The 15,390-nt window shown below is 66.4% G+C and carries 17 protein-coding genes; 14 read left to right on the plus strand and 3 right to left on the minus strand.

Going from position 1 to position 15,390, the window contains the following annotated elements; all coding sequences use genetic code 11:
* Window positions 1–29 precede the first annotated feature (29 nt).
* The 6 genes from AC07O0_RS10890 to AC07O0_RS10915 all read left to right on the plus strand — a co-directional run bounded on the left by AC07O0_RS10890 (window position 30) and on the right by AC07O0_RS10915 (window position 6,372).
* Window positions 30–776 carry a TerB family tellurite resistance protein gene (locus AC07O0_RS10890; protein WP_494622821.1) on the plus strand — a complete coding sequence of 249 codons (747 nt, stop codon included), beginning with the start codon at window positions 30–32 and terminating at the stop codon, window positions 774–776.
* Window positions 773–1,561, plus strand: a complete 789-nt coding sequence (locus tag AC07O0_RS10895; RefSeq protein ID WP_494622823.1) for an N-acetylmuramoyl-L-alanine amidase — start codon at window positions 773–775, stop codon at window positions 1,559–1,561. The genes AC07O0_RS10890 and AC07O0_RS10895 overlap by 4 nt, the downstream gene beginning before the upstream one ends.
* 125 nt (window positions 1,562–1,686) lie before the next feature.
* Window positions 1,687–3,345, plus strand: coding sequence for a hypothetical protein (locus AC07O0_RS10900; RefSeq protein ID WP_494622825.1), 1,659 nt, complete (start codon window positions 1,687–1,689; stop codon window positions 3,343–3,345).
* Window positions 3,346–3,356: 11 nt separating this feature from the next.
* Window positions 3,357–4,106, plus strand: coding sequence for an ABC transporter ATP-binding protein (locus AC07O0_RS10905; protein ID WP_494622827.1), 750 nt, complete (start codon window positions 3,357–3,359; stop codon window positions 4,104–4,106).
* Complete coding sequence (locus AC07O0_RS10910) at window positions 4,103–5,335, plus strand: ABC transporter permease (RefSeq protein WP_494622829.1); 1,233 nt, start codon at window positions 4,103–4,105, stop codon at window positions 5,333–5,335. Before AC07O0_RS10905 ends, AC07O0_RS10910 begins: the two co-directional genes overlap by 4 nt.
* Before the next feature lie 86 nt (window positions 5,336–5,421).
* A complete protein-coding gene (locus tag AC07O0_RS10915) occupies window positions 5,422–6,372 on the plus strand; it encodes a diguanylate cyclase domain-containing protein (RefSeq protein ID WP_494622831.1) in 951 nt (316 codons plus the stop codon).
* Window positions 6,373–6,401: 29 nt separating this feature from the next.
* On the opposite strand, the gene AC07O0_RS10920 is transcribed toward AC07O0_RS10915, so the two are convergent.
* Window positions 6,402–7,346, minus strand: coding sequence for a hydrogen peroxide-inducible genes activator (locus AC07O0_RS10920; RefSeq protein ID WP_494622833.1), 945 nt, complete (start codon window positions 7,344–7,346; stop codon window positions 6,402–6,404).
* Between the two features lie 99 nt (window positions 7,347–7,445).
* Here AC07O0_RS10920 and katG point away from each other — a divergent pair, with 99 nt between their 5' ends.
* The 4 genes from katG to AC07O0_RS10940 all read left to right on the plus strand — a co-directional run bounded on the left by katG (window position 7,446) and on the right by AC07O0_RS10940 (window position 11,487).
* On the plus strand, window positions 7,446–9,623 hold the full coding sequence (katG, locus tag AC07O0_RS10925; protein ID WP_494622835.1) for a catalase/peroxidase HPI: 2,178 nt from the start codon (window positions 7,446–7,448) through the stop codon (window positions 9,621–9,623).
* A gap of 163 nt (window positions 9,624–9,786) precedes the next feature.
* Window positions 9,787–10,308, plus strand: a complete 522-nt coding sequence (locus tag AC07O0_RS10930) for a hypothetical protein (RefSeq protein ID WP_494622837.1) — start codon at window positions 9,787–9,789, stop codon at window positions 10,306–10,308.
* Between the two features lie 262 nt (window positions 10,309–10,570).
* Window positions 10,571–11,086 (plus strand): hypothetical protein, encoded by a 516-nt coding sequence (locus tag AC07O0_RS10935; protein WP_494622839.1) that lies wholly within the window; start codon window positions 10,571–10,573, stop codon window positions 11,084–11,086.
* A 77-nt stretch (window positions 11,087–11,163) separates the two neighbouring features.
* Complete coding sequence (locus AC07O0_RS10940) at window positions 11,164–11,487, plus strand: hypothetical protein (RefSeq protein ID WP_494622841.1); 324 nt, start codon at window positions 11,164–11,166, stop codon at window positions 11,485–11,487.
* A gap of 141 nt (window positions 11,488–11,628) precedes the next feature.
* Here AC07O0_RS10940 and AC07O0_RS10945 read toward each other — a convergent pair whose 3' ends face one another.
* A complete protein-coding gene (locus AC07O0_RS10945) occupies window positions 11,629–11,877 on the minus strand; it encodes a DUF6719 family protein (protein WP_494622843.1) in 249 nt (82 codons plus the stop codon).
* A gap of 764 nt (window positions 11,878–12,641) precedes the next feature.
* Between AC07O0_RS10945 and AC07O0_RS10950 the strand changes: the two genes are divergently transcribed.
* Window positions 12,642–12,968 carry a hypothetical protein gene (locus tag AC07O0_RS10950; RefSeq protein WP_494622845.1) on the plus strand — a complete coding sequence of 109 codons (327 nt, stop codon included), beginning with the start codon at window positions 12,642–12,644 and terminating at the stop codon, window positions 12,966–12,968.
* Window positions 12,969–13,168: 200 nt separating this feature from the next.
* A complete protein-coding gene (locus tag AC07O0_RS10955) occupies window positions 13,169–13,639 on the plus strand; it encodes a VOC family protein (RefSeq protein WP_494622847.1) in 471 nt (156 codons plus the stop codon).
* Window positions 13,640–13,649: 10 nt separating this feature from the next.
* Here the strand turns inward: AC07O0_RS10955 and AC07O0_RS10960 are convergent, their stop codons facing one another.
* Window positions 13,650–14,015, minus strand: coding sequence for a winged helix-turn-helix transcriptional regulator (locus tag AC07O0_RS10960; protein ID WP_494622849.1), 366 nt, complete (start codon window positions 14,013–14,015; stop codon window positions 13,650–13,652).
* A 125-nt stretch (window positions 14,016–14,140) separates the two neighbouring features.
* Here AC07O0_RS10960 and gstA point away from each other — a divergent pair, with 125 nt between their 5' ends.
* Both gstA and AC07O0_RS10970 read left to right on the plus strand, forming a co-directional pair.
* Entirely contained in the window at window positions 14,141–14,752 is a 612-nt protein-coding gene (gene gstA / locus AC07O0_RS10965; RefSeq protein ID WP_494622851.1) for a glutathione transferase GstA, read from the plus strand.
* A complete protein-coding gene (locus AC07O0_RS10970; RefSeq protein ID WP_494622853.1) occupies window positions 14,749–15,138 on the plus strand; it encodes a nuclear transport factor 2 family protein in 390 nt (129 codons plus the stop codon). The genes gstA and AC07O0_RS10970 overlap by 4 nt, the downstream gene beginning before the upstream one ends.
* The last annotated feature ends 252 nt before the right edge of the window (window positions 15,139–15,390 follow it).

Genomic DNA, 15,390 nt, shown 5'->3' on the forward strand with positions numbered 1-15,390 from the left:
TGGCCGGTTCGGCCATGGCGGAGCAATCGATGACGTCGTCTTTCTGGGGGGCTTTGGGCGGCGGTGGCCTCGGCTTCGCGCTGGGCGGGCCGCTCGGCGCGCTCGTTGGCGCCCTGGCCGGGCATGTCCTGATCGACCGCGAGGGCGCACTCTTCGGCCCTGCCCCCAAGCAATTGATCTTCACCACCGGCCTGGTCGCGCTCGCCGCCAAGATGGCGCGCGCCGACGGTGTGGTGACGCGTGACGAGATCGCCGCCTTCGAGCGCATCGTCGAGGTGCCGGAGGAGCAGAAGGCGCATGTCGAGCGCCTGTTCGACCTCGCCAAGCAGACCAGCGCCGGCTTCGAGGCCTATGCGCAGCAGATCGCCGAAGCCTTCAGCGACGAGCCGGCCCTGCTCGAGGACGTGCTCGACGGTCTTTTCCTGATCGCCGCCGCCGACGGCGCGATCCATGAGCGCGAGCACGACTATCTGCGCAATGTCGCGACGATCTTCGCCATCGACGAAGCCGGCTTCGCCCGCATCGAGGCGCGCCATTTGCGCCGCCGCGACGATCCCTATCTCGTGCTCGGCGCCAGCCGCGAGATGAGCGATGGCGAGTTGAAGCAGCTCCATCGCCGCCTCGTCATCGAGAACCATCCCGACCGTGAGATCGCCCGCGGCCTCCCCGAGGAAGCGGTCTGCATCGCGACCCGCCGCCTCGCCGCCATCAACGCCGCCTGGGACGCGATCGAGAAGGAACGCGGCCTCGGCCGCAAGCAGCCGGAGCCGGCGTGAGTCTCGTCCTTGAACCCGACAGCCGTTTCGCCGCCAAGGTCTTCCCCTCGCCCAATCATGGCGAGCGCAAGTTCCACGATGGCTCGACTGATCGCAGGCCCGACACGCTGATCCTGCACTATACCGGCATGCCCGATGCCGGCGAGGCACTGCAGTGGCTGTGCAACCCGGCCTCGCAGGTCTCCTCGCATTATTTTGTCTTCGAGAACGGCCATATCCTCCAGCTCGTGCCGGAGGCGCGCCGCGCCTGGCATGCCGGCGCCTCGCATTGGGCCGGCGAGACCGACCTCAACTCGGCCTCGATCGGCATCGAGATCGCCAATCCCGGCCATCCCGGCGGCTTGCCCGATTTCCCGGAAGCGCAGATCGCCGCGACCCTGAACCTTTGCCGCGACATCTGCGAGCGCTGGCGGATCCCGCCCGAACGCGTGCTCGCCCATTCCGACATCGCTCCCGGCCGCAAGATCGATCCGGGCGAGACATTCCCCTGGCGGCGCTTCGCCGAGGGCGGCGTCGGCCTCTGGACCGAGCCCGCGCCGATCAAGGGCGGCCGCTTCTTCGCCCGCGGCGACGCCGGCCCGCCGGTCGAGGCGCTGCAGGCGATGTTCGCCATGCTCGGCTATGGCGTCTCGGTCGACGGCACCTATGACGAGCGCTTCGAGGCGGTGGTCGCCGCCTTCCAGCGCCATTGGCGCCCGGAGAAGGTCGACGGCGTCGCCGACGGCTCGACGATCACGACGCTGCGCGACCTCTTGGCGCTGACGCAGGAAGCGCGGACCGCCTGAGCCGCCGCTTCCGGCAAGCTTTCCGCAACATTGCAGCGAGTTAACTCGTCTCGCCCGCCTGAATCTGGCATGATGCGCGGCAATGGAAGGCGGGCTCTTGTCCCGGCCTCGGAGGATGAACGGACGTGCGTCTCTGGGCAATCGGTGCGGTCATCGGCGCGGGCGCGCTGGCGGCAGGCTATTTCGCGCTGCGCCCGACCGGCGGCGCCGCCAATGACACACCCTATCGCACCGCCGCGATCGACCGCGGCCGGATCACGGCTTCCGTCCGGGCCACCGGCACGCTGACCCCGATGACCACCGTCGTGGTCGGCTCGCAGCTCTCCGGCCAGATCGTCGAGATCCTCGCCGACTATAACTCCCAGGTGAAGGCCGGCCAGATCGTCGCCCGCCTGAACAGCGACCAGATCAAGACCCGCCGCGACGCCGCCGCCGCCGACCTGCAGCAGGCCAGGGCCGATCTCGTCGTCAAGCGCGCCCAGCTCGATCGGGCCAAGGTGGCGCGGACCAAGGCGAACTCGACCGTCAACGACCTCGAGGCCCAGCGCGACCGCACCCGCGCCCAGCTCACCGACGCCAGGCGCACCTTCGACCGCCAGAACGAATTGTTCACGCGCGGCGCCGGCGCGCAGCAGGGCCTCGACAGCGCCCGCACCCAAGTCGAGATCCAGACCGCGACGCTCGCCTCGAACGAGGCGCAGATCGCCTCGCTCAAGGCCGAGATCGGCGGGCTCGACGCCGACATCGCCCTGGCGGAAGGCCAGGTCCAGTCCGGCGAGGCGCTGATCGCCCAGCGCGACGCCAAGCTGAAGGACATCCTGATCGATCTGGAGCGCACCGATATCCGCTCGCCGGTCGACGGCGTCGTCGTCCAGCGCCAGGTAGACCTCGGCCAGACGGTCGCCGCCTCGCTCTCGGCGCCGGTGCTGTTCCAGATCGCGCAGGACCTGCGCACCATCGACATCTACGCCAATATCGACGAGGCCGATGTCGGCCGGCTCAAGGTCGACCAGGACGTCTCCTTCAGCGTCAACGCCTATCCGAACCGCACCTTCCAGGGGAAGGTGCAGATGGTCCGCCTCGGCGCCCAGACCATTCAGAACGTCGTCACCTATACCGGCGTCGTCCGCGTCGCGAACCGCGACCTTGCTCTGCTCCCGGGCATGACCGCCAATCTCCAGATCGTCACCGACGACCGGCAGGACGTGCTGCGTGTGCCGAATGCGGCGCTGCGCTTCCGCCCGCTCGGCGGGCCGACTGCCCTGCCCGCCCCAGTGCCGGCCGAGACGGCGCAAGCGGGACGCGGTGGAGGTGGCGGCCGCGCTGCCGGCGCCTTGCGCGAGCGCATCGAGGAGGAGGTCCAGCCGACGCCCGAGCAGAAGCAGGCCATCGCCGCGATCATGGCCGAGCAGCGTACAGGCAACCGCCAGGCCATGGCCGGCCTCTCCGAGGAGGAGCGCCGCGCCGCCCGCACAGAATTGCGCGCCAAGGTCGCCGCCGTGCTCGATCCCGAGCGCCGGGCCAAGTTCGAGGCGCTGATGCAGGAGGGCCGGCCGGCGGCGCAGAGCGAGGTCACGCCCGGCCGCGTCTATGTGCTCGATGGCGAAGGCCAGCCCAAGCCGGTCGCGGTCCGGCTCGGGCCGAGCGATGGCGCCTTCACGCAGATCCTGCCGGCGGCCGGCATCGCCGAGGGTACCGATGTCCTGATCGGCGGCGGACCGCGCAATGCCGAGACCGCCCCTGCGAGCCGCGGCCCGGCCCCGCGCGGCCCACGCCTGTTCTGAGGGCCGCTTCCATGCCCCTGATCGAGGTGCGCGATCTCTCCCGGGTCTACAATCTCGATTCCGGCCGCGTCACTGCGCTCGCCGGGGTCTCGCTCGACGTCGAGGCCGGCGAGCTCGTCGCGGTGATGGGCCCGTCCGGCTCCGGCAAGTCGACCTTCATGAACCTGATCGGCTGCCTCGACCGGCCGACCGGCGGCCATTACCGGCTCGACGACGTCGCGGTCGAGACCCTGTCCAGCGACGGGCTCGCGACCTTGCGCAACCGCAAGCTCGGCTTCGTCTTCCAGCAGTTCAACCTGCTGCCGCGCGTCGATGCCTGCGCCAATGTCGAATTGCCGATGGTCTATGCCGGGCTCGACGGCAAGTCGCGGCGCGAGCGGGCGCTCAATGCTCTCGCCCGCGTCGGCCTCGCCGACCGCGCCCATCACCGGCCGATGCAGCTCTCCGGTGGCCAGCAGCAGCGCGTCGCCATCGCCCGCGCTTTGGTCAACCAGCCGCGCCTGCTCCTCGCCGACGAGCCGACCGGCGCGCTCGACAGCCGCACCGCGCTCGAGATCCTGGCGCTGTTCCAGGACCTCAATCGCGAGGGCGTCACCGTCGTGCTGGTGACGCATGATGCCGAGGTCGCTCGCCATGCCCGGCGCGTCGTGCGCTTCCGCGACGGCCATGTCATCGCCGACACCCGCCAGGAGCCGGCCGATGCGCGTGCCGCGCTCGCCGCGCATGACAGTGCCACCCCCATGCCGGAGGCCGCCGAATGAGCCTCATCGAAGCCATCCGCTCCGCCCTCTCCGCCATCGGCGCCAACGCGCTGCGCTCGGCGCTGACCATGCTCGGCATCATCATCGGCGTCGCCGCCGTGATCGCCATGGTCGCGATCGGCTCGGGCGCCCGCGAGCGCGTCGACAGTCAGATCAAGTCGCTCGGCGCCAATCTCGCCATCATCCAGGCCGGCAACGTCACGCAGGGCGGCGTCCGCCTGGGAGCCGGCGCCTCCTCGACCCTGACCGACGAGGATGCAAAAGCCGTCTTGGCCGAGGTCGAGGACGTCGTCGCTTCAGCCTCGGTGATCACCACCCGGGCTCAGGCCGTCTACGCCGGCACCAACTGGTCGACGACGATCACCGCGACCGATCTCGACTTCTTCACCGCCCGCGAATGGGGCCTCGCCGAAGGCCGCCTGTTCGAGCCGGAAGAGCTGCGCCGCAGCGAGATCGTCGCCATCATCGGCCAGACCGTGGCCAAGAACCTGTTCGGCGAGAGCGATCCGCTCGGCCAGATGTTCCGCATCCGCAACGTGCCGTTCAAGGTCATCGGCGTCATGGCGGGCAAGGGCCAGTCGGCGCTCGGCCAGGACCAGGACGACGTCATCTTCGTGCCGCTCGACACCGGCCGGCGCCGCATCGTCGGGCGCAACTATGCCCGCGACCGCTCGGTCCAGACCATCATGGTCAAGTTCGCCAGCGAGGAGGCGATCAACCCCGGCATCGAACAGACCCGGGCTCTGCTGCGCCAGCGCCATCGCCTCCTGGAGGAGCAGGAGGACGACTTCATCGTCCGTAACCTCACCGAGATCGCCAACACCGCGACCGCGGCGGCGAGCACCCTGTCCTGGCTGCTCGCCGCCGTCGCCGGTGTCTCCTTGCTGGTCGGCGGCATCGGCATCATGAACATCATGCTGGTCTCGGTCACCGAGCGCACCCGCGAGATCGGCCTGCGCCTCGCCGTCGGCGCCCGCCAGCGCGACGTGCTCTCGCAATTCCTGATCGAGGCGACGACCCTGGCGACCATCGGCGGCGCCGTCGGCATCGCGCTCGGCATCGGTGCTGCGACCGCGATCGCGCGCTTTGCCGGCTGGCCCTTCGTGATCTCGCCGCAGACCATCCTGGTCGCGGTCGGCGTCTCCGGTTTGATCGGCGTCTTCTTCGGTTTCTATCCGGCGCGGCAGGCGGCGCGGCTCGACCCGATCGAGGCGCTCCGGCGCGAGTGAGCTGACGCAACGGGAAGTCTTCATTAACGATTGCGAAACTAGCTTCGGAGGGCCGCACGAGTTGCGCGGTGTGAGGCCTTTCGCCGATGCCGCTTTCCGACGCCGAAGCCAGACGCCTCTACGACCAGGCTGCGCTGATGGCCTGCATCGGCGCCTGGGAATGCCGGCTCGCCGGCAACCAGCTGAGCTGGACCGACGGCATCTACGACCTGTTCGGCCTGCCACGCGGTTCACCGATTCCTCGCCGGTCGATCGTCGAGCTCTACCATGACGAGTCGCGCGCCGAGATGGAGCGCCTGCGCCGCCGGCTGATCGCCAGCGGCCAGGGCTTCGTCATGGACGCCCACATCTGTACCGCCGGCGGCGCCGAGCGCTGGATGCGCCTCTCCGCCGCCGTCACGCACGAGCATGGCCGGCCTGTGCGCATCCACGGCGCCAAGCAGGACATCACCGGCGAGAAGGACATGTGGATGGGGCTGCGCCGCCTCGCCTACAGCGACCCGCTGACCGGCCTCGCCAACCGCCGCGCCTTCGAGACGCAGCTCTCGGATCTGCGTCGCCACACCGGCGACGCCTGCGCGCTCGGCCTGCTCGCCATCGTTGACCTCGACAATCTGAAACCGATCAACGACCGCTTCGGCCATGCCGCAGGCGACGAATGCCTGCGCCAGCTCGCCATGCGGCTGGAGACTTCGCTCAGCGACGCCACGATCATCGCCCGCATCGGCGGCGACGAATTCGGCCTCCTGCTCTGCTCTGCCGCCGGCCGCCCCTATCTGCTTCACCGGCTCGACCAGGCGCAGAAGGCGCTCGCCCGCCCGGTCACCTGGCGCGACACCAGTATCGAGGTCAGCGCCTCCATCGGCGCCACCGTCTTGCGCCCCGGCCTGCTGCACGACCCGGAGCGGCGCTTCGCCGAGGCTGACTCGGCGCTCTACGTCGCCAAGGCCGCCGGCCGCAATTGCCTGCGCCTGTTCGGCGATCCGGTGCCGGCCGCGGAGGACGCAGCCGTGATGCGCATGTCGCGGGCAGTCTAGCCGGGCGGCGAACGCCAAGGCGTGTTTCGTCAGGCCGGCAGGCCGCGATCACCGGACGATATCTCATGGCTCTGCCGCAGCTTGCCCGCCGACTGGCGAACGATCTCGGAGATCTGCAGCAGCGGCTTGGCCAGCGGGCTCGTCTTGCGCCAGACCATGCCGATGGTCCGGGACGGTTCCGGTTTCCTGAAATGGGTCACTGAGACCGAGGCCGAGCGCGTCTCGACCGCCACCGCCATTTCGGGGATCAGCGTGACCCCGAGCCCGGCATCGACCATCTGCACCAGCGTCGACAGCGAGCTGGCATCGAGCAGGTCGCGCGACTGCACGGCGCGCGGCTTGGTGTTGCAGAAGGACAAAGCCTGCTCGCGGAAGCAGTGCCCCTCTTCCAGCAGCAAGAGCCGCATCTCGCGCAGGGCCTCGCGATCGGGCGCCGGCTTGCCCTCGTCCTCGCGCGGCCGCACGAGGACGAAGCGTTCGGTGAAGAGCGCGACCTCGGTCAGCGACGGCTCCGACACCGGCAGGGCGACGATCGCCATGTCGAGCCGCCCCTCGTTCAGCTCCTGGACCAGTTTCGGCGTCAGCGTCTCGCGGACATGCAGGTCGAGGCCGCCATGCAGGCGCGTGAGGTCGCCGATCAGGCCAGGCAGCAGATAGGGCGCGACGGTCGGGATCACGCCGATGCGCAGGCGCGCCAGCAACCCGTCCCGCGCGGCGTGCGCATAGCCTTCGAGCTCGTCGAGCGAGCGCAGGATGTCCTTTGTCCGCTGCGCGATCTCCTCGCCGAAGCTGGTTAGGCGGACCTGGCGCCTGTCCCTCTCGAACAGCTCGGCGCCGAGCTCCTCTTCCAACGCCTTGATCTGCTGCGACAAAGCCGGCTGCGAGATCGCGCAGGCATCCGCCGCCCGGCCGAAATGGCCATGCCGCGCCAAGGCCTCGAAATAGCGGAGCTGCTTGAAAGTCAGATTTGTCATAATCGCAACTTATCGTCGCGATCAGAAAATCGGAATTAAAATAATGAAATGGCCCTGCTAAGACCACCCGCAGCCAGCCCTGCAAGCTCGGAGAGAGACATGAACGCGAAGACTGAGGACAGCACGGGCAAATGCCCCGTCGCCCATGGTGGCGGCACCCGGCAGAATCGCGACTGGTGGCCGAGCCAGCTGCCTGTCGACCTGCTGAACCAGCACTCGGCCAAGTCCGATCCGCTCGGCCAGGCCTTCAGCTACCGCAAGGCGTTCGAGAAGCTCGACTTTGACGCGCTGAAGAACGACCTGCGCAAGCTGATGACCGACTCGCAGGACTGGTGGCCTGCGGACTTCGGCAATTACGGCCCGCAATTCGTCCGCATGTCCTGGCATGCCGCTGGCACCTATCGCCTTGCCGACGGCCGTGGCGGCGGTGGTCGCGGCCAGCAGCGCTTCGCTCCGCTCAACAGCTGGCCGGACAATGTCAACATCGACAAGTCGCGCCGCCTGCTCTGGCCGATCAAGCAGAAATACGGCCAGGCCATCTCCTGGGCCGACCTCCTGATCCTCACCGGCAATGTCGCGCTGGAGACCATGGGCTTCCGCACCTTCGGCTTCGCCGGCGGCCGCGAAGACAGCTGGGAGCCCGATCACGATGTGAGTTGGGGCACCGAGACGGCATGGCTGACCCATCGCCCGCTCGACAAGTTCGATGCGCCGCTGAGCGCCACCGAAATGGGCCTGATCTACGTCAATCCGGAAGGTCCGGGCGCCAATGGCGATCCGATCTCGGCGGCGCATTTCATCCGCGAGACCTTCGCCCGCATGGCGATGAACGACGAGGAGACCGTCGCGCTGATCGGCGGCGGCCACACCTTCGGCAAGACCCATGGCGCGGCGCCCGAGTCGCATAAGGGGCCGGATCCGGAAGGCGCCGAGCTGGAGGCGCAGGGCCTCGGCTGGGCCAGCAATTACGGTACCGGCCATGGCGCCGATGCGGTCGGCAGCGGTATCGAGGTCACCTGGACGCAGACGCCGGCGCAGTGGAGCAATTTCTTCTTCGAGAACCTGTTCAAGTACGAATGGGTCCAGACCCGCAGCCCCGGCGGCGCGATCCAGTGGGAGGCGAAGGACGCCGAGGCGGTCATCCCCGACGCCCATGACCCGTCGAAGAAGCACAAGCCGACCATGCTGACGACCGACCTGTCGCTGCGCCTGGACCCGGCCTATGAGAAGATCTCGCGCCGCTTCCTCGAGAACCCGCAGGCCTTCGCCGAGGCCTTCGCCCGCGCCTGGTTCAAGCTGACCCATCGCGACCTCGGCCCGCGCTCGCGCTATCTCGGCCCGGAAGTGCCGAAGGAAGAGCTGATCTGGCAGGACGTCGTGCCGGCCACCGATCATCCGCTGGTCGGCAAGGCGGACGTCGCAGCGCTCAAGGAGAAGATCAAGGCCTCCGGCCTCTCCGTCTCCGAGCTGGTCGGCACCGCCTGGGCCTCGGCCGCGACCTTCCGCGGCGGCGACAAGCGCGGCGGCGCCAATGGCGCGCGCGTTCGCCTCAGCCCCCAGAAGGACTGGGAGGTCAACCAGCCGGCCCAGCTCGCCAGGGTGATCGAGGTGCTCGACGGCATCCGTCGCCAGTTCAACAAGGAGGCCGACGGCGACCAGAAGATCTCGCTGGCCGATCTGATCGTGCTGGCCGGCAATGTCGGCGTCGAGCTTGCGGCCAAGGCCGCCGGCCAGGCGGTCGACGTGCCGTTCACCCCTGGCCGCACCGACGCGAAGCAGGAGCAGACCGAGGTCCATTCCTTCGCGGTGATGGAGCCAGTGCTCGACGGTTTCCGCAACTACCAGAAGCCGGGCGCCAAGGTGCCGGCCGAGGTCGCGCTGATCGACCGCGCTCAGCTGCTGACCCTGACCGCGCCCGAGCTGACGGTGCTGATCGGCGGCCTGCGCGCCATCGACATCAATGCCGACGGCTCCAAGCACGGCATCCTGACCAACCGGCCGGGCGCGCTGACGAACGACTTCTTCGTCAACCTGCTCGACATGGGTACACAGTGGAAGGCGATTTCCGAGAACAAGGACGTGTTCGAGGGCACCGACCGGAAGACCGGCGCCGCCAAATGGACCGGCACCCGCGTCGACCTCGTCTTCGGCTCGAACTCGATCCTGCGCGCTCTGGCCGAGGTCTATGCCAGCACCGACGCCAAGGAGAAGTTCGTCAAGGACTTCGTCGCGGCCTGGACCAAGGTGATGAACCTCGACCGCTTCGACGTCGCCTGATCCGACAAGGCCCGGCCGCCATCAAGCTGGCGGCCGGGCAGCCGGGCTTGCTGATCAGAACTGCAGCTATCGACCGTTGCGGACATCCGCCGGCGTGCTAAATCGACACGCATAACCTCACATTGAAATATAGCCGCGGTCGAAGTCGAGGTAGATGGCAATGATGAGGCTGTTCGCAGCTACCTTTGTCGTTTGCGTTTATGCTGATTGCGCGGCAGCCGAAACGAAGCTCATCAACCTCGATGATTTCATTGGCGGGATTGAGAAGGCCGATGGCGACTCTGCGTGCCGCACATCCGAGCCAGTATCGGCCCTCTGGAACGAGTTGCGGCTTCGATATGTGCCCGACCCGAACAAGAAGCCTTCGCCCAAGGTAACCCTTCCCCCGCGTTTCGCCGCGGCGTTCGGCAAGGCAAAAATAGAAAATCGCGACAACGCAGGCTATCGGCGCATCAGTGTTCCACTCACAGGAACTTATCGCGGGCTGCGTACCCAAGAGATTGCCTTCGACATGGGTATCGAGAACGGCATAAGCGTTATCTCGATTTTCTTTGATGCTTCGAAGCCTGCGGTGGAAAGCGTCCTCGGCGCCGACCTCGCACGCGCAACGCGAATGTCGTGGGGAAGCGCAGAGATTGTCAGACGTGGCAAAACCACTGGACTGATTTGCAACCTCTCAACTTGAGCGGGTCACGACCGAGAGGCCGCTGCCGGCAACTGCTGCGTCAATATCACCAACCCGCCGCGGAAATCCCGCTTCGCGAGATAGATCACGATGTCATGGAGCTTTCCGCCGTTGCTAACCATTGTCATGACACTGGCGCTAGCGGCGTTGCTTCTGGTCGGCCTCCTATTTCTCCTGCTGCGCTTTGCCTACCAACTTTGGCGAAAGGCCGGGCCCGGCAGAGCCGCAAGGCGGCTGGCGATTATCGCTATCGGCTTTCTCGTTGTCGGTGCCCCCCTATATCTGGTTCAAGCGGGAGGAATATCGCCTGTTGCTGGCCAACGTTCCTGCCCCACTCGAAGTCGCAGCCGTAGACTATCGCCTTGAGGAAAGATGGGGGCTCGGATTCCTGCCCGGCGACAACGAGACAGGTTTCATTGTTTATCGCCTGACCAACGAAAGCGCCGAGTGGGCGCGAGCACAGGGGAGCCAGCTCCGCGAGAAGCTGTCTGGGGGCGGCTGGTATCCAACACCGGTAAACGACGCCGGCGACCGGCGCTGGCATCCGTATGACCATGACCCGCAGATGATGTCAGCAAGGCGCGAGCCGAACCATCCGCCAACCATTCAGGAATTTCAGGAGAAGTATGGGTTTACTATTTCCATCGAAAGCGGACGAGATGCCGAGGCTAATCATGCGATCCAGTCGGAAGGCTCTTTCTACTCCTACGGTCGCGGCGGCAGCGTCACGATTGTCGATCCGCTGAGAGGAAAAGTCTATTTTGCCTACGCGGGATAGCGGCGTACTCCGCCATGCTCCCGAGCTTCCGCTCCCGACCCATAGCGGAACCCGAGCTATGCAGTAGACTGGTGCCGATGCAGAAAGTGGTCGCTGCGAATTTTGCCCGCCGGTTCTTACCGCTGATCGTTGCAATCTGCGCCTTGGGGGCAATGGCGTTGTTCTCATTCACGCCATGGGTATGGGAGTGGATGGGGCGCGGTGAAAGCTACCCGGAGTTGGTGTTCCTGGTAGTCGGTGTGCCGGCCGCAATGGTCGGCGTTGGAGCCGGATTGTGCATTGCTTGGGCTGCATCTGACAGGCTTTCGCTGATCATCGCGCATATCCTGAGCTTTGCGGCGTTGACGATCTGCACGTGGCTCGCGTGGGTGGCTTTCTCTGCCTTCCTAAATCGGCCTTAGGTCCGCTCCCGACCCATTGCGGACATCGTGTAGTCGCCGCAGGTAGCCAGCAGCGATCTATGAGGCGGGCTAACCGCGTGAAAATCGGTCGCTTCCGCTAACGTCGCGCTCGGTTTTACAATTTGCGGTAGAAGCGCTTCCCTATCGGCGGGGAACGCAGCGCCGTGTTCGCTCTGTCGATCGTCCGTGCTGCCCGCGTAGGCCCGGATTTGTGCCGCCGCTGACCTCCAGAATTTGCCCTCGTGGACATTTGCCGTCATCGACAAGAACGGTCTGGCCAGAGCGGATTTGCCCTTTGCCTGGCTCGCGGCTGTAGATCTGCTGTGCGACCGCAGCCTCCGTCAGGAAAAGGAACGAGAACGCAATTCCCAACGCTTCGACTCGTATCATCGCATTCCCCCCGGTTTCGGCGACGCTAACACGCCGAAGCCTCAATCGATAGCGGGATACGTGTCCTTGTCGAATCGGATATTTCACAAGTTGCGGGGCAAACGATGATTACAAGGATATGTCCGCAAACGACCCATTGCGGTCCCTCTCTTTGCAGCGCTAAGAGTTTGGCAAAGGAGCCATTATGCGCCACACGCTATCAGCGCTGTTCTTCATATTTGGCATTTCTAAGAGAGAGTCGCATGCAGGCCTCGACAATTGTTATAATAACTCTTATTTTTTTGCTTCTATTGAACTCATTATACTGCGTAAGAACTTTGGTGCCGGCGTTTAAGAGAGGCGACCGAGTTGGCGGCATAAGTGGACTCGTCGCCCTCGCGGGCGCTCTTTCGACGATAGTTGTCCTTGTGCTGGTGTACGTTCTCGCACGCTACCTCTGATCGGAAGTCCGCTTCCGACCCTTAGCCGCCGTTCGCGGCGTCACGCAGCCGCGCCACAACCGCTGTCACGGCAGCCTCCACTTGGAACTCGCCTGATCGCAGGCTCGCAGCAGCGCCGGCCGTGCCCTCCCCGACCAGCACCGCAACCTTTCGGCAACCTTCTTGATGCACCCCTTCGCAGGCGGGCAGCTTCGCCTGATCGCGCTTGTGCGTGCCGAAGCGGCCGTCTGGCCCCGCGCTTGCTGAACGCGAGCCAACAAACCCGTTCAGGTGGTGTTGCAGTTGCGACAGCGATTATCGCCTCGACACATCAGGAGACCCCATATGCGACATCTACTGATCGCAGCCGCCCTGCTCATCGGCTCCGCCACGGCGGCCAGCGCCGCGCCTGCGACCCCGCACGACGGCGCGCTTGCGCCCACGATCGCGCAGCAGCTCGACAAGCTCCCGGCCGAGTTCACCGCCAGCGACGCCAAGCTGCGCCGGATGCAGATGATTCAGGACAATATCGACCGCCAGCGCTACTACGATCGCCGCTACGGCCGCGGTGACGGTTACGGGCGCGGCTACGGACGTGGTTATGGCGGCGGCTACGGTTACCGGCGCGGATATGGCGACGGCTATGGCCGCCCCCGCTACGATCGCTGGTGACGAGGCAGCGGCCTCGCCGTAAGGGCGGGCCCGCTCCTGCATTCGGCATGTGAGCACAAGCTCGTTCCAGGTGCGGCCTCCGCTCCTGGAACGAGCCCCCTCAAGAAAAATCCCCGTCCCCTGTCGGAACCCTCGCCCCTCCTTCGTCCTTGAGACGACAGGCCGCAACCTGGTCTGATGACACAGCAAGGAGCATGGCGATGAAGGTCATCCAGAATCTCTGGTTCGATAAGGATATGGACGCGGCGATCAGCCTCTACACCTCGCTGATCCCGAACTCCGCGCTCGAATGGAGCGGCGCCCTGCCGGCGGAATCGCCGAGCGGACCGGCCGGCAGCGTCAAGATCGCCACCTTCACCATCGATGGCCAGCGCTACCAGGCCTTCGAAGCCCACCGCTCCGACGCCTTCAACCACACCTTCTCGATCATGATCGAATGCGAGACGCAGGCCGAGGTCGACCGGCTCTGGGAGGCGCTCGGCGAAGGCGGCAAGTTCGAGCAGTGCGGCTGGCTCAAGGATCGCTGGGGCCTGTCCTGGCAGATCACGCCCAAGCGCCTGGGCGAGCTCGTCCGCGATCCCGACCGCGCCAAGGCCAAGCGCGTCGCCGAGGCGATGCTGACAATGGTCAAGCTCGATATCGCTGGGCTGGAGGCTGCGGCGAAGGGCTGAGTCCCAGCTCTCAGGCCGCCTGCGCCCGCGCCGCAGCCTGCGCCTTCAGCTTGGCGCCGACCTCGGCGATCGCCAGGATCGCCGGCACGTATTCCTGCCCGAGCTCGGTCAGCGCATATTCGGTCGAGGGCGGCGTGGTCGGCGCGACCTTGCGCCGGACGACGCCCTTCTCCTCCAGCACCCGCAGGCGTGCGCTCAGCATCTTGGCCGAGATCGCCGGGATGTCGCGCCTGAGTTCGCCGAAACGGCGCGGCCCGCCTGACAGGAACCAGATCACGTTCGGCGTCCAGGCTCCGCCGAGCACCTGCATGCAGGCCCCGACATTGCAGGTCTCTGGCTGCGCCGCCGCGCGGTTCTTCCTGAGTTTCAAGGCCATCGCGCGCACTCCTCCGGTTACCGGGAAGATACCGGAAAACGCAGTTACAACAAGTTACCCCGTATACAGAGGTAACCGCTTGCGCCTAGCTCTCCGCCATCGTCAACGCGGATGAGGAAACCGCCGTGAAGCTCTACTACACCCCGGGTGCCTGCTCGCTCTCGCCCCATATCGCCCTGCGCGAGGCCGGCCTGCCCGTCACCCTCGAAAAGGTCGATCTCGTCGCCGGCAAGACCGAGACCGGCGCCGACTACGCCGCCGTCAATCCGAAGGGCTATGTCCCGGCGCTGCAGTTCGAAGACGGCGCCGTTCTGACCGAAGGCGCGGTCATCGCCCGCTACATCGCTGATCTCGCCCCCGACGCCGATCTGGCGCCGAAACCCGGCAGCTTCGAACGCGTCCGGCTCGAGGAGGTGATGAACTTCATCGGCAGCGAATTGCACAAGGCCTACACGCCGCTCTTCCTCCCCGACACGACCGAGGACGGCAAGACGACGGCGCGGGCCCGCGTCGCCAAGAGGCTCGCTCATATCGAGAGCCTCCTCGCCGATGGCCGCAGCCACCTGCTCGGCGAGCGCTTCAGCGTCGCCGACGGCTACCTCTTCACCATCGTCAACTGGTCGGACAGCCGCGGCGTCCCGCTCGACGCTTTCCCGAAGCTGCGCGCCTTCATGGCGCGGATCGGCGCCCGCGCCAGTGTGCAGGAGGCGATGCGCGCCGAGGGTCTGCTCCAATGAGCGCCGATCCGCGCTTCGCCGAGATCGTCGCCGCGCTCGGCGACTATTTCGACGGGCTCCATCACAGCGACACCGAAGAGCTCGGCCGGCTTTTCCACCCGCAGGCGATCTACGCCTGCGGCAGCGAAGGCAGCCTGACCCATCTCACCATGGATCAGTACCTGCCTATGGTGGCGAAGCGGCCGTCTCCCGCCAGCCGCGGCGAGCCCCGCCGCGACCGCATCGTCTCGATCGAATTCGCCGGGCCGGTCACGGCGCTGGCCCGCGTCGAATGCGCCATCGGGCCAAAGCGCTTCACCGATCTCCTGAGCTTCATCAGGCTCGACGGGCGCTGGCGCTTGATCGCCAAGGTCTTCCATTTCGACCTCGATGAGGCGGCGGCCTAGAGCGTGCTGACTTTACACGGAGCCACCATCGTCATTCTGGGCGAGCGAAGCTCGGCCCGGGGTCCATCGTAGAACTCCACAGCCCTATGATGGGATCCCGGAGCTGCGCGGCTTCGCCGCTTGTCCAGGATGACGGTGTGATGCCGCGTGAAATCCGCATGCTCTAGCCGCTGAAAACGTGGCCGTCGGCGCGTATCGACGCCGGCGGCCAACCATTGAAACGGTTCATCGCAATTGTGACGCATAGTCACC

It is taken from the genome of Allobosea sp. GW821-FHT10B12 (genome assembly GCF_059415545.1).